The organism is Caballeronia temeraria (assembly GCF_001544795.2).
Classification (GTDB): Bacteria; Pseudomonadota; Gammaproteobacteria; order Burkholderiales; family Burkholderiaceae; genus Caballeronia; species Caballeronia temeraria.
Map to the genome: position 1 here is coordinate 371178 of NZ_FCOI02000003.1, position 13006 is coordinate 384183.

Here is a 13006-nt window from a genome sequence, read left to right on the forward strand (position 1 = left end):
TCAAGGGCAATCCTTCGATCGACGCCTGCAATTCGTTCGCGATGTGCAGCGTTTCTATCAGTGTGCCCGCTCCTACGAGAGAGAATCCGTCATATAAGACAATGCCGATTTGTTTGATGACTGGCTGATCGAAGGTTCGGGATCTGCTGCTCCCGTTTTCGTCGGAATGGGGCATCGTGCGTGACATAGCCATTGGTTCCTCTCAAGTTCGTTGTGGTACCAGCTGCGTCCATCGCATTCTGTGGCCTTTTTTTCTTTTCGCACATTGAAGAGCGAAAACTCGTCCGAGGGTTTGTCTGATACTGCCTGCTCAAATTGCGGGAGACCGTGGGCAAACGCACATTCCAGCGGGCGTGAATTCCGCAGACGAGCAACGTTGCATCGGACTCGCAGATGTGACTATTCTGTATGACGTATGAACGTACGTTCACGGCCTCAGCGCGCGGAACCGATCATCCCATCGAGCGGATTTGTGGTTCTGAACCACCAGGGCAATGAAGCGGGTCGTCTACCGGCGATCGTTACTGCATCGGATGCCGTACACGATTTGATCATCAAGAACAGTAGACACGCCGTGACATTTAATTCGGCACGCTAATAACTTGAAATAAAGATGAAAGTTAGGGGCTTTCACGTAGGAAAGCCTAGGTCGAAACCACGACATTTGCCAGATCAAGAGGAGAGAATGTGGCGTAGCGCACGGTTCTTTCTACCGCACATTCATGCTATTTGGAGAAGACTTCCAGAAAGGTTATCTCCGAAACGATAACCTCTTTCATTTAGGCTCAAAGAATCGCATGCGCGTACGGGTTGTCTTGAGACGTCATTCCCTGTTGCGACTCTGTGCGCGAAACTCAGATGGCGACATCGAAAGTTCTTTGCGAAACAGCTTCGACAGCCGCTCTCCGTTGCTGAGACCCGCGCGGCGAGCAATCTTGTCGACCGGAAGATCAGTGCTTTTCAACAGCTTGCACGTGAGGTCTAGCCGCGCGCGCAGAAGATACTGCAAAGGGGTGATGCCAATTTCCCGCTTGAAGAGACGCAGAAAGTTACGCTCGCTCATCGAAGACATTCGCGCGGCATCGACGATAGATATCGGCTTCGCACAGTTCTGCGTGATCCAGCGGGCCGAAGCACATACCTTCTCTCTCAACGTCGCGGTATGCATTTCTTCGAGATCGCTCTCCAGCGAGATATCTGCGCTCGAACCCAGACGATGCGCAACACGCGCTGCGATTTCCGATCCGAGGTCCTTCTTCAGAAGGGTGAGAGAACTCATCAAAGCTTGATCGCTATCATGCTTCAGAGATTGCGAGTCGCGTTGTTGCACGCCAGCGGCAGATAACAGAATGTGGCCATTCCCGATTGCAATGATGCTGTCACTCTTCGCGCTGAGCCTGCGAAGCAATTCGACGAAGGCGTCATCGGCCAATGCACGCGCAACGCCGCTTCCGCCCGCGACGAAAAGCGTATCGAGGCTATCGACGTCGTCTCCGTCCCACGGCTGCGTCCAGACGGACATCGCTGACGAACAGGAAACCGTACCGCCGCTCGCCGATATGAGATTCACCCGATACGTGAACGCATGCTTCGAATCTTCTGATTGCAATTCGTTCGCGGTGTGAAGTGCCTCAGCCAGAATGCCGGCCGCCAGCAATGAAAAACCATCGTACAAAACGATTCCGATACGCTTGATCGCCCTGGAAGGCTGCGAACGAACGTCGTCGCCAGATAGCGCTGCACTTTCGCGGACGGGACGTGAGGTCGACATCACGTGTCCTCCAGTTTGATTCTTGAATCTTCGTATGGAACGCGTGTATTGGCCATCAAGCTTATGAACGCATGCGTCGAGTTGATCTCACTTTCAGAATACAGGCAAGAAAAAATTTCGTCGACAGCTGATCAAATAGTCATCCATATGAAAAAACTCCCGATCTATTTTATTCTCCTGACTTGTTGATCCCTCGGGGGTGGTCGAAAGTCGATAACTTTTAGGATTGGATTCGTGCAGTGACCGGCGACCGCATCCCTCATCGGGACGAAGTCAGATCGAGCGTCAGATAACCTGTCACCGACTGCGCGGCGATGCCAGTGAGCCTGATTGTCGTGCCCGAAAACGTGGCGTGGCAGCTCGCGTTCGCGCCGACGCCAGAGCCCATACCCGAGCCATCGTTCGAGGTGATTGCCGCGCCCGCGGGACGGGCCAGCTTGTAGGTGCTTCCTTGCGCGCCGGCCGACCAGACCTGCAACGTAATGTTCGCGTGAGTCGACGAGCCACCCAAGGCCGTCAATGTCGACAGGTCCAGGCTCGCAGTGTGGACGCCAGAAAACGAGACCCGCAAGCGCTGACCGCGATATAGCGGATAGCCATTTGCAGTCACATGAACGCCCCCGTTCGGCTGCCATGCGTCAGAGAACGCATTGTCATGGACGATCGCTGGTACGCCGGAATTGTAGGGGTCGTGCTCGAATGCATATGCGCCGCAATTGTGGCAGGCATTGCCTGCAATGATCGGACTCGTGGCGATCGGCGAATCCGTGTAGTAGCGCAACGCATAGCCCTTGGTTTTTGTCACGTCGTATTCAAACGAGTTGTTCACGAATGCGCCGCCATCGGGATTCTTCCACTCGCCTTCGTGAATCTCCGCTCCCGGCAGTCCGTGCAGGTGATTCTCTTTGATGACTGCACCCTGCGCACGATTGAATGTAAACATCGTCTCGTCGCTGGTGAAGTCGTTGTGAACGATCTCGAATCCTGTCCGCACTCCTGCGCCCTGATCGTTCGCCCACAACGCCGCACGTCCCGTTGCATGAATCGTGTTGTTGCTGAACACGATTCCTTTTTGTCCGTCGGTCGAGCTGGACAGCATGATTGCGCCCGCCTCCGTGCTTGTTGGTGAAACTGCCTTTGCAGCACCCGATAGGTAAGCAGGCGTGCGATAGGCCGTATTGTTGACGAAGACCACGTTGCGCGGAATACGCCCCGATCCGGTTCCGTTCCGGAAGTAACTTAGCTCTCCGAAGTTCGCGTTACGTACGGTGTTTCCGATAAGGATCACATCCACTCCGCCTTCCGCGTCGAGTCCCACATCACCGCAATTCGATATCGTATTTCCGTTGACGATCAGATCTTCGCTATCGGCCTCGAAGAAGCCGCCGTCTGAAGCCGTATCGATCACGTTGTCCGAATACTGGCCGTGAGTGACCTGCCATATTTCCATGCCATGCATCGTGTCAACAATGCGATTGTTATAGACATACTGATGGCTCGATCCCGTCTGCAAGATCCCTTGCGCACTGCTTCCGCAATTCCAGATGTCATTGCCGCCGATAAAGTTATTCGCAGAGTGCCAGACGCCGATGCCGCAGCCGTTGAAGCCGCCCGCATCGATTTGCAGATTGAATACCCCGGCGTTGTCTCCATTGATCAGCACAATCTGACGTTGATCGGCGCTGCCCCAAGGTTCATAGAGTGGAACATTGGCGGTCAATTGAATGATCGTGCTTTCCGGTCCGTCGCCGGTGACGAACGTATTGGCCGGCACGAGAAGATAAGACGAAACCCTATAAATTCCGGCCTTCAGGCGGACGTTGCCGCCTGCGGCAAAGCATCGGTTGAGAGCTTTCGTCGCATCGGTCGCGCCGGTATTATCCGCCGCGAATCGTGCATGGCAATCGACGCTCGAATCGAATTTCTTCGCGACCTTCCTTGCGATCGCATGTGCCGAAGCCGATAGATAAGCGGCCGTGCCGTCGACAGTCGATTTTCGAACGGCACCTTCCTGCGCAACGGTGAGATTGCTGCACATGAGGGCCGCAATCGGGAACCAGTGCCATAGTCGTTTCATGGCCGCGTCGACCCCGACCGTCAGCGGGACGCCTCGTCTTCCTGCACCTTTTTGAGCATGAAGAGACAAAGGAGCAACATGAAGATGAAATTTATCGGGAACACGGTCGGAAACGGCAGATTTGCCGAGGCGACCACGAAGTAGATCGAAAACAATAGTGCAGCGAAGAGCACGCGTTTCGACCTCTGACTATTCGTCTCGCGAAGCGCATTGTAGAGACGCCACATGAAGGCTGAAAACATGGCCAGCAGCGCCGCCGTCCAGATCAATCCGTAGTTATTCAATGAGGTAACCCACCAGGATTCTGAAATCGAGTAGCCATCCGCGCCCAGAATCCAGACGGAGAAGTCGGCGAGATTGGCCACTTTGAACGAAGCGAAATGGGCGTCAGAGCTCGCCTCTTTCGACGTGAGGACCACATCCAGCAACTCACTTCCGTCGGGTCTGAAGTCGCCGAACAGAACGGGCATTAGCAACGGGAGACAAGCGATCATGAGAATAAGCACAGTTGCCTTGAAATGATTCATCAATCCCCATAGCAGGATCAGAAATACAAGAAAGGCAATTGCAGTCAAGGACTGCGAGAAGACGATCGATAAGATTACACCCAGGATGCACAACCGATTTACCAATGTTCTCGGCGAGCAGAACGCGTAGCCCAGAAGGAGAAACAACAAGGCTCCGAAACCGTTCGGATCATCGAGGAAACTGCCGAAACGGACAGACAAGGTATCTTCGTACGCAAGAGCCGGAAGCCGGCCAATCGAGTAGAACAGGATAATCTGAATGAGGTTGACTAGCAGAGAGAGATACAGCGTGAACTTCATGAAAGCGTCGATCGAACTCATGGTCACGGCGCGCACCGATAAAGAAACAAAAAAAGCGACGGCTGCAACGAAGGCGAACGCGAGATGCTTTGGTTCTCCATCAAAGGTAAGGTGAATGAAGGGGCACACCAGCAACGCAAGATACAGGGCTATGAAACCCAATTTCCTTCGCGGAATGTACAGCCCGCCGGCCGCGACCGCGATGACGGCGCAGGCGGCTGCCAGAAGCAGATATTTCGCCGCCTGCAGGAACGGCGGCGTGTCGGAGTAGGTCGGGCTCGTCTGAGCGGAGTTGATCTGCAACGGATAGCGATACGACGAATACAGGAGGGCAATCAACACGGTTGCCCAGAAAATGGAGTTCACTATTTTCGATCTGGCCATGGCTGAATTCATTACTTTGAGATTTTCGCGCAAGTGATCGGATAGAATTTCTTATCGCACTACTTCTGTCTCGTGCCCTTTATAGGTGTAGTTCGAATAGCGGTAACGTCCGTAGTCGTAGCTGTATCGGCCAGGCCGCAGGCGCTGTCCATTGACGATGACGCCACGAACCGTCACTCCGAGCTTCGCAAATCGCCGTATTGATTCGCGCAGTTCGCCGAGTCCGGTCATGCCTTGCCGCGCGACGAGCAATGTGGTGCCCGACAGCGACGCCAATTGCGAAGCGTCCGGCACGGAAAGCACTGGCGGCGCATCCAGAAGTACAACGTCATACGCCGCAGACAGTTGGCTCGCCAGCGCTTGCAGGTTGTGAGTCGAGAGCACATCGCTCGGATTCGACACGACGCTTCCAACGGGGAGAAAATCGACGCCCGCCAGCGCAGTCGATCGAATCAAATCGTCGGCGCATGACGCGCCTTGTATGAGATCGGAGAGGCCCGGTCCTCGTTCACCGCCCACATGACGATGCAAAAGACCCCGTCGCATATCAGCGTCGACGAGCAGCACGCGCTTTCCCGCGGCACCCATGATTGCGGCAAGGTTCAGCGCGATGAACGACATGCCGACACCCGGCGTCGGACCGCTGATGAGCACCATGCGGTTACGCGCGTTGAGCATCGCGAACTCCAGAGTCGCTCGCAGGCCGCGCAGGCTTTCTATCGCGTGGTCCGCTTTCGATTCCTGCGCGAGAATCACACTTTCCGTTCCAGCGCGGCGGCGGCGCGCGAGCTTCTCCTCGAGTCGACTGTATGGGACGCTCGCGTAGACCGGAAGCCCGGTGCGTAGCTCGACCTCGTGGGGGTCGTCGATCGCGTCGAACATGAGCAGGCGCGCCAGCGACGTCATGATGCCGACAAACAGGCCAAGCACTAACGATGCCGCGATGATACGCAACGGTCTGGGGCGAACGCGGTCCTCGGGCACGGCGGGGCTATCGATGAGACGGACATTGCCCGCCTTTCCTGCCTTGACGAGCTTGAGTTCTTCGAGCGTACTCGACAACGTGGCGTAGAGCCCGGCGCCCACGGTCACGTCGCGCTGAAGTCGAAGGACATCTTGCTCCAGCGGGGGCAGCAGGCGTGTCGCGCGGCCGACGTCGTCCGCCTCGCGCTGCGCGACCTGTATCTGCGCATCGACCGAACGTACCGCCGGATGGTCTTCGGTGAAGCGGGAAAGCAATTCCTGGCGCTTCTTTTCGAGGTCCGTGAGCTTGGTCTGAGCCGAGATCGAGCGCTGAAGCAAGCTCGTCGCCTCCTCACCGAGATTCACCGTGCCGTGCGCCGCACGATAAGTGTTCAAGCGCGTTTCCGAAGCGTCCAGACGCTCCTTCAGATCCGGCAATTGCAGTTGAAGAAATTGGAGCGAACGTTCGGCTTCCGCCGATTTACGCCGCATATTCTGGCTGACGTACTCCGCCCCGATAGCCCCGAGGATCGCGCTGATCTTTTGTGGATCGGTGCCCGTCAACGACACGCTGATGACGTTCGAACCTTTGTCCGTCTCCTCGATCGTCAATTCCTTGCGCAGCTTCTCCGTGGTGATGACAGGCGACAAGCGCCTCAACACGAACGTCGCGCCAGTCTCCGCGTCGATACTGTCGACAAGCAGTTTGACCGGACCGTGGATAGTCGTTGCCTGCAATACGTCGCCAATCGCGCCGCTTAGTTTGATGTCGCGATAACTTAAGTCGAAGGCTCGACCCGGACATTTCGTCAGCACGAATGTTCGCCCGTATAACTCTCGCGGTACATCGAACTGCGAGACTTCGATTCGTTCCTTGCTCCACGCATAGCCGAACGGACCCGGTGTCGACATTGCATCCGAATGCTCCGCGATCCAGCGTCCGATCACGGGGACATAGCGCGGCGATGCTTCGATATACAGATGCATCTTGTCTACGACCTGGCTCACCACCGAGCGCGAGCCGATCACCTGAGTCTCGCTCAAGGCGGCGGTCTTGACGTCGAACATCGACGACACATCGCCCAATGCATTCCTTGATGTCGCCGTATCGGCGCTTTGTTCGACCTGCACGAGCATGTCCGTGCTATAGACAGGCTGGGCCAGAAACGCATACGCAACACCGAAGGCGAGCACGATCGCGGTAATCACTCCGATCAGCTTCCGGTTGTCGTAGATGGTGTCGAGATAACTTGCGAATCTCGCTGGCGGGTCTTCGTCGGGATAGCTTTTTTCGAACGACGTGCTGTCTCGGTTCATGTTCGTTCTCCGATGATCCCTGAAGTCGAAAGTCCCGACCCAATACTTCGTAACGCTTATTTCGGATCATTCGAAGCCGATCCGGGCAGCGCGACCATAAGCTTTTTTCTGTCCTGTGTCGCGTAACGAGGCACCGAAATCTGAAGAGCCCCCGCGTTCCAGCGCACTTCCCGCTCTGGCCGGTTTCGGGGTTTGACGTCGAAGAATTTCATCTGATTGTTAGCATGCTTCGCTATGGACAACATGCAGGCGGTCGCGCCGCGGAGTGCAGATTAACAGTGCACTTTATCTTCGTGTAGCAAATTTTTCGACGGCGTGTGTGCGAGGACGCATACTCCGGAAAGCATGCGGGCCGCATTCGCGGATGGGCGAAAATGACCAATATGTTGTCCAGCGTCGCAAAGTGACGCGGTCTATGATCGGTTCGCCAGCTTGCGCCAATTTCGTGTTCGACGTGGCTTCGCGGCCATCCGGACCTTGCCTCATACCATGATCCTGCGAGCTGGCATCGCACAGGGACCATCATGGATATCACTTACCGGCAAACTGCTCCGGCTACGCTCACGCTAGCGCTGTGCATCGCGGTGATGCTGCCGCTTTTCTGGCTGGCGTATCTATATGCGGTCCCGACTGAGGATGCCGTCATCCTCTTCGAATATGCAAGGAATCTTGCGCAAACCGGAGTGATCAGCTATGGCCACTCGGGAATTCCCGTAGAAGGGGCCACCGACTTTCTTTGGATGCTGGTCATCGCCGGCCTGAAAAAAGCCGGGGTTCCAGAATTCCTTTCTGCTCTCGCGCTGAACTTCGCGGGCGCATTGATCATCTTGTCGCAATTGAAAGACAGTGCGCGGCGGATCATTGCATTGATCGGCCTGCTATTCACGCCATATTTATATGCGGCCCTTCAGGGATTCAGCCCGCTGCTCTTCTGCGCAGTCTATGTTCTTTGCATCGTGACGAGCCTGCGCCCCTATGCATCCTTTTACGCGCTGGTTTTGCTGCTGTGTCTGATTCGCCCCGATGGCGTGGTATGGGGTGCCGGACTTGTGCTCCTGCGTTTCGTGGAAGGACGCGGCCGCCATGAACTCGGCAAGGAGCTTCGCAACTTCCTGCTCTATTTGTGTTTGCCCGGGTTGATCTACTTCGCCTGGCGCGCGTGGTATTTCTCAGAGTTGCTGCCTCTGCCCTTTCTCGTCAAATCAGCAGGCGACCGCAATCTGATTCTCTTCTATGGCTATTCAGGGTTGTATGTTCTGTCGGCATTCGCACCGATTATCCCGGCCTGCCTGATGAGCGAGGACCGAGTGCGTCTGCTGCGGCGTCTCGCGTGGTACTTCTTCTTGCCCTGCGTGTTTTATAGCTGGATGAGACTCGAGCAGAACGCCGGCAACCGCTTCCTCGCTCCGATGTTCTTCGGCACGCTGTTCATGCTGAGCCGCGAAACGAAGCTCCGTCCAATGGTCGTATTCACGATCCTGTCGGTGCTGTGCGGAATCAAGATCACCGTGCAGACGGCGGAGACCGTCGCGGAATCGCGGTCGGAAGCGTACTACTACGTCTCGCAGGACCTCGCCCGGCTCAATGGCAAGATGCTCGTGACCGAAGCGGGGCGCCTTGCTTATCACACCAACTGGATCACGCACGATGCGTGGGGACTCAACACGCCGCAGTATGCCCACAAGCTTATCGACTATGCGCAAATCGACGCCGGTTCCTATGATCTAATCGACGCGCACTGCAAATTTTCATTCCTCACCAATCCCATTCCGTTAGCGGCCAATCCGCCGCGCTCCTGGGATAATCTTTGCCATGCGATGATCGACTATGTGACGGACAAGCAATACAAAGTCTTTCTGGTCCCTCTTCTGACGAACGGAATCGCCTGTTCGAACTCTCGCTTATGCGCGTTTTCGTCCGATGCATCGACGAGGCGTCCCGGTTGTCAGCGCTTCGATATCTTCGCTTTATCGCCTTCTTATGCGCACTTCGAGGAAGTGTCCCGCTTGCTGAAGAACCGTGGAGCGATCGACTATTCACCCACGCTGAAGTTTGAAGGCGACGAGATATGTAGTTGACGCTCGTGCCATTCGAGAGCGGCCGTCATCGAAGCCCAGCCTCAGGCCGCTTCTGTAAAGAACCCTTCGACGATATCGTCGCGCAGTCTGGCCACTTTGCGATCACCGACCTTGCGCGGCCTCGGCAGCGCGACGTCCACCACTTCGCCGATACGCCCCGGCCGCGCCTGCATCACGACGATCCGGTCCGATAAAAGGACCGCTTCTTCAACGTCGTGCGTGACGAGCACCATCGTGATCCGTTCATGCTCCCAAATCCGCTGCAATTCGAGTTGCAATCGGCTGCGCGTCAGCGCATCGAGCGCGCCGAACGGCTCGTCGAGCAGCAGGAGACGCGGACGGTTCACGAGCCCGCGCGCAATCGCCACACGCTGCGCCATGCCGCCCGATAACTGATGCGGATAATGCCCCTCGTATCCCTTCAATCCCACAAGCTCGACATGCTCCGACACCGCCCGCGCCTTCTCCGCCTTCGATAGCGGCGCATTACGCAACGCCACCGCGACGTTCTGTTCGACATCGAGCCACGGAAAGAGCCGATGATCCTGAAACACGATGCCGCGCGACAGATCGGTCGTCACGACACGCTCGCCGCCGAAGTCGATCTCGCCGTCGTAATCGCCATCGAGACCCGCGATGAGCCGCAGCAATGTCGACTTGCCGCATCCGCTCGCCCCGACAATGCTAACGAACTCGCCGCTCGCAATCGACAGATCGATGCGATCGAGCACCGGCGGCGCTGCATCGCCATTGAAGCGCTTCGTCACATGCCGCAGCGTCAGACCGCTGTCCTGTTCTACGTATGTCGTCATTTTCTGGTTTCTCCTCAAGCCGTGCGCGACGCACCGAACCAGCGCCGCTGCACGCCGCGCGCAAACGCATTCAGCGCCCACCCCGTCAAACCAACCACGATCACGCCGAACACGACGAGATCCATGCGAAACTGCTCGCTGCCATCGACGAGCGTATTGCCGATGCCGCTGCCCGCGACGAGCAGATACTCCGCGCCGAGCGTCGCGAGCCACGAATAGATGAGCGCGAGATAGACGCCCGTGAAAATCGACGGCAATGCCGCAGGCAACACGACATACGCCAGCGTCTGCAACCTGCCATAGCGATACGCACGCGCCACGTCGAGCCAGTTCGCGGGCACGGCGCGAATGCCGTCGCTCGTATGCATGACCACGGGCACGAGCGCGGCAAGCGACAGGAACACGACCTTGGCGACATCGCCAAGACCGAACCATACGGATATCAACGGTATCCACGCGAATAGCGATACTTGCTTGAACGTGTTGAAGCTCGGTGCAATCGCACGATTCGCGAGCTTCGATACGCCGAGCAACGCGCCGAGCGCGAGACCGAGACTCGTGCCGATCGCGAAGCCCGTCAATTCGCGCGCAAGCGATGCCGACAACGCCCGCGCGAGCGCCCCGCTTCTAACCTGCTCGATGGCCGTATCCCATACCTGCGCGGGCGAAACCATCACGCCGTGCCCCACTTGCGCATCGCGCGACGCGAACCACCAGAGCGCGAGCGCGCCTATCGGCAGCACGATGCCGCGCCACGATCCTTTGACCGTTCCCGCTTCCCAATCCACAGTCGACATACGTTGATCCTCAGTTGGCCCGGCCGCGTTGCAGCTTGCGCTCGAACGCGTTGAGCAAGCGATCCGCCGCATACCCGATTGCGCCAACGATCAGCACCGCCGCGAGCACGAGATCGAGCTGAAAGAGCTGACGTCCGTAGACGATCAGATAGCCCAGCCCTTCCGACGATGCGACCAGCTCCACGACGACAAGCGTCAGCCACGCCTTCGTGAACGCGAGCCGCACGCCCGTGCCGATGACGGGAATCGCGGCTGGCAACGTCACACGCGTAATGACTTGCCAGCGCGAATAGCGATACACCGACGCGACTTCCTGCAACGCGCGCGGCGTGTTGCGAAAGCCTTGCAACGTGGAGAGCGTGACGGGAACGAGCGCCGCATGCCCAATCAACAGATACTTTAAAGGCTCGCCGATACCGACGACGATCATCAGAAACGGCAGCCAGCCGAGCACGGGCACTTGCACGATCGCGTTGAAGCTCGGCAGCACGTAGGCTTCCAACGTACGGGACAACCCGAGCAACCCGCCGAGCGCGATGCCGAGCACCACGCCGCCGCCGAACCCGACCGCCGCGCGCGTCACGCTCGCCGACAGATGCGTCCACAATTCGCCGCTCTTCACGAGCGCGGCGAGCGTTTCGAACACAAGCGATGGCGGCGGCAATACTTGCGCAGAAATCCATCCATAGTGCGAACCAAGCAACCACAGCAACGTGCACACGATGGGCACGATCCACGGCAACGCGGTCCAGCCGATCGTGCGCAACGTGTCCTTCGACGAAGGCCCGCGCGCACGATTCGCAGGCAGAAATACGCGAGTCAGCGCATTGGCCATTTATCGATTCTCCGCAAGACGTTCACCGGTCGGCTTGCCGGACGCATCGAGCCGCGGCCAGTACGCTTCGAGCTTCAGCGACTTCAACGCCTGGTCGAGATACTTCGGTTCGAACCATCCGTTCACGCTGACGGGCTGGCGAATCAGGTTCAGACGCAGCGCGTCGTCGGCGACGGCCTGATAGCGCGCAACCAGAAACGGATCGATGAGCGGAGACATGCGGTCCTTCATCGGCTGATTGGCATACTCGGAAGACCACGATTCGACCGGCACGCCGCTCTTCGCCCACAGCGCAAAGAGCGCATTGCGATTGGCTTCATCGGACGACCATTGCGCCGCCTGAACCACTGCCGTCACGACCTTCTGCACCGTGTCGGGATGCGCGCGCTCGAAGTCTTCGAGCACGAGCAGATGCGCCTGACGCGTGAGCTGCACGCCGTCGTCGCGCGATGCATAGACGATCTTCGCGAGCCCCTGACGTTGCAGCTTGAAGAGCGAGTAGTCGAGGAACACGGCATCGACGCCCTTCGAGGCCAGCGCGGCTTGCGAGGCGGCCGTATCGAGATTGATCACGCGCAGATCGCGTTCGGTGAGGCCGTTTTGCTTCAGCACGTTATCGGCGACGAGCTGCAGATTCGTGCCGCGAAATAGGCCGACGCGCTTGCCCTTCAGATCCTTGACGCTCTTGATATCGGAATCGGGCGGCACGGCGAGATAGACGCCCGTACGCACGTTCGACGCCAACAGCAGATGCGTCTTCAATCCATTCGCGCGGCCGAGCACGGACGGCAGATCGCCCTGATACGCAAAGTCGAGCTGCTTGTTCGCGAGTGCTTCGTTGACAGCCGGGCCCGCGCCCTTGAAGAATATCCAGTCGACCTTGATGTGGTCGGGCTGCAACGCATCCTCGACACGATGCTGCAATAACGCGGTGGCCGCAGGAGAACCGCCGAATACCGGCGGATCGCCGGTGCCCTGCTGCGCGACGCCGATACGCACCACGGCCGGATCGGCGGCATGCGCGGGACCGATAAGCGCGGCGAGCAGCGTCGCCGCGCCGGCGAAGAGCTTGAGTCGTAGTGTCATCGTGCAATGAGAGAGAGTGGATCGCCGGCGATGTCATCGCCGGTGCATGCAGCATTGGA

The 13006-nt window shown here is 57.8% G+C and carries 9 protein-coding genes; 1 reads left to right on the plus strand and 8 read right to left on the minus strand.

What is annotated here, in order from left to right:
* Positions 1-823: 823 nt before the first annotated feature.
* The 4 genes from AWB76_RS06575 to AWB76_RS06590 form a co-directional block, all read right to left on the minus strand.
* Entirely contained in the window at positions 824-1771 is a 948-nt protein-coding gene (locus AWB76_RS06575) for a GlxA family transcriptional regulator (RefSeq protein WP_061159309.1), read from the minus strand.
* 259 nt (positions 1772-2030) lie between these two features.
* On the minus strand, positions 2031-3848 hold the full coding sequence (locus AWB76_RS06580) for a right-handed parallel beta-helix repeat-containing protein (protein ID WP_082864362.1): 1818 nt from the start codon (positions 3846-3848) through the stop codon (positions 2031-2033).
* 20 nt (positions 3849-3868) lie between these two features.
* Positions 3869-5059, minus strand: a complete 1191-nt coding sequence (locus AWB76_RS06585) for a hypothetical protein (RefSeq protein WP_157696070.1) — start codon at positions 5057-5059, stop codon at positions 3869-3871.
* Positions 5060-5110: 51 nt separating this feature from the next.
* Complete coding sequence (locus tag AWB76_RS06590; RefSeq protein WP_061159312.1) at positions 5111-7339, minus strand: GNVR domain-containing protein; 2229 nt, start codon at positions 7337-7339, stop codon at positions 5111-5113.
* A gap of 524 nt (positions 7340-7863) precedes the next feature.
* On the opposite strand from AWB76_RS06590, the gene AWB76_RS06595 reads away from it, so the two are divergent.
* Positions 7864-9417, plus strand: a complete 1554-nt coding sequence (locus tag AWB76_RS06595) for a hypothetical protein (RefSeq protein ID WP_061159313.1) — start codon at positions 7864-7866, stop codon at positions 9415-9417.
* A 41-nt stretch (positions 9418-9458) separates the two neighbouring features.
* Here AWB76_RS06595 and AWB76_RS06600 read toward each other — a convergent pair whose 3' ends face one another.
* Genes AWB76_RS06600 through AWB76_RS06615 form a run of 4 tightly spaced genes read right to left on the minus strand, consistent with a single transcriptional unit; the run spans position 9459 to position 12947 of the window.
* A complete protein-coding gene (locus AWB76_RS06600; protein ID WP_061159314.1) occupies positions 9459-10229 on the minus strand; it encodes an ABC transporter ATP-binding protein in 771 nt (256 codons plus the stop codon).
* A gap of 14 nt (positions 10230-10243) precedes the next feature.
* Positions 10244-11026, minus strand: a complete 783-nt coding sequence (locus AWB76_RS06605) for an ABC transporter permease (protein WP_061159315.1) — start codon at positions 11024-11026, stop codon at positions 10244-10246.
* Between the two features lie 10 nt (positions 11027-11036).
* A complete protein-coding gene (locus AWB76_RS06610; RefSeq protein ID WP_061159316.1) occupies positions 11037-11861 on the minus strand; it encodes an ABC transporter permease in 825 nt (274 codons plus the stop codon).
* Positions 11862-12947 (minus strand): ABC transporter substrate-binding protein, encoded by a 1086-nt coding sequence (locus tag AWB76_RS06615; RefSeq protein ID WP_061159317.1) that lies wholly within the window; start codon positions 12945-12947, stop codon positions 11862-11864. It lies immediately after the preceding gene.
* Positions 12948-13006: the final 59 nt, after the last annotated feature.

Bases quoted from the DNA above. Each gene is read 5' to 3' on its own strand.
- AWB76_RS06590 (WP_061159312.1), bottom strand. From the start codon at position 7,339: ATGAACCGAGACAGCACGTCGTTCGAAAAAAGCTATCCCGACGAAGAC.
- AWB76_RS06600 (WP_061159314.1), bottom strand. From the start codon at position 10,229: ATGACGACATACGTAGAACAGGACAGCGGTCTGACGCTGCGGCATGTG.
- AWB76_RS06585 (WP_157696070.1), bottom strand. From the start codon at position 5,059: ATGGCCAGATCGAAAATAGTGAACTCCATTTTCTGGGCAACCGTGTTG.
- AWB76_RS06580 (WP_082864362.1), bottom strand. From the start codon at position 3,848: ATGAAACGACTATGGCACTGGTTCCCGATTGCGGCCCTCATGTGCAGC.
- AWB76_RS06595 (WP_061159313.1), top strand. From the start codon at position 7,864: ATGGATATCACTTACCGGCAAACTGCTCCGGCTACGCTCACGCTAGCG.
- AWB76_RS06605 (WP_061159315.1), bottom strand. From the start codon at position 11,026: ATGTCGACTGTGGATTGGGAAGCGGGAACGGTCAAAGGATCGTGGCGC.
- AWB76_RS06615 (WP_061159317.1), bottom strand. From the start codon at position 12,947: ATGACACTACGACTCAAGCTCTTCGCCGGCGCGGCGACGCTGCTCGCC.
- AWB76_RS06610 (WP_061159316.1), bottom strand. From the start codon at position 11,861: ATGGCCAATGCGCTGACTCGCGTATTTCTGCCTGCGAATCGTGCGCGC.
- AWB76_RS06575 (WP_061159309.1), bottom strand. From the start codon at position 1,771: ATGTCGACCTCACGTCCCGTCCGCGAAAGTGCAGCGCTATCTGGCGAC.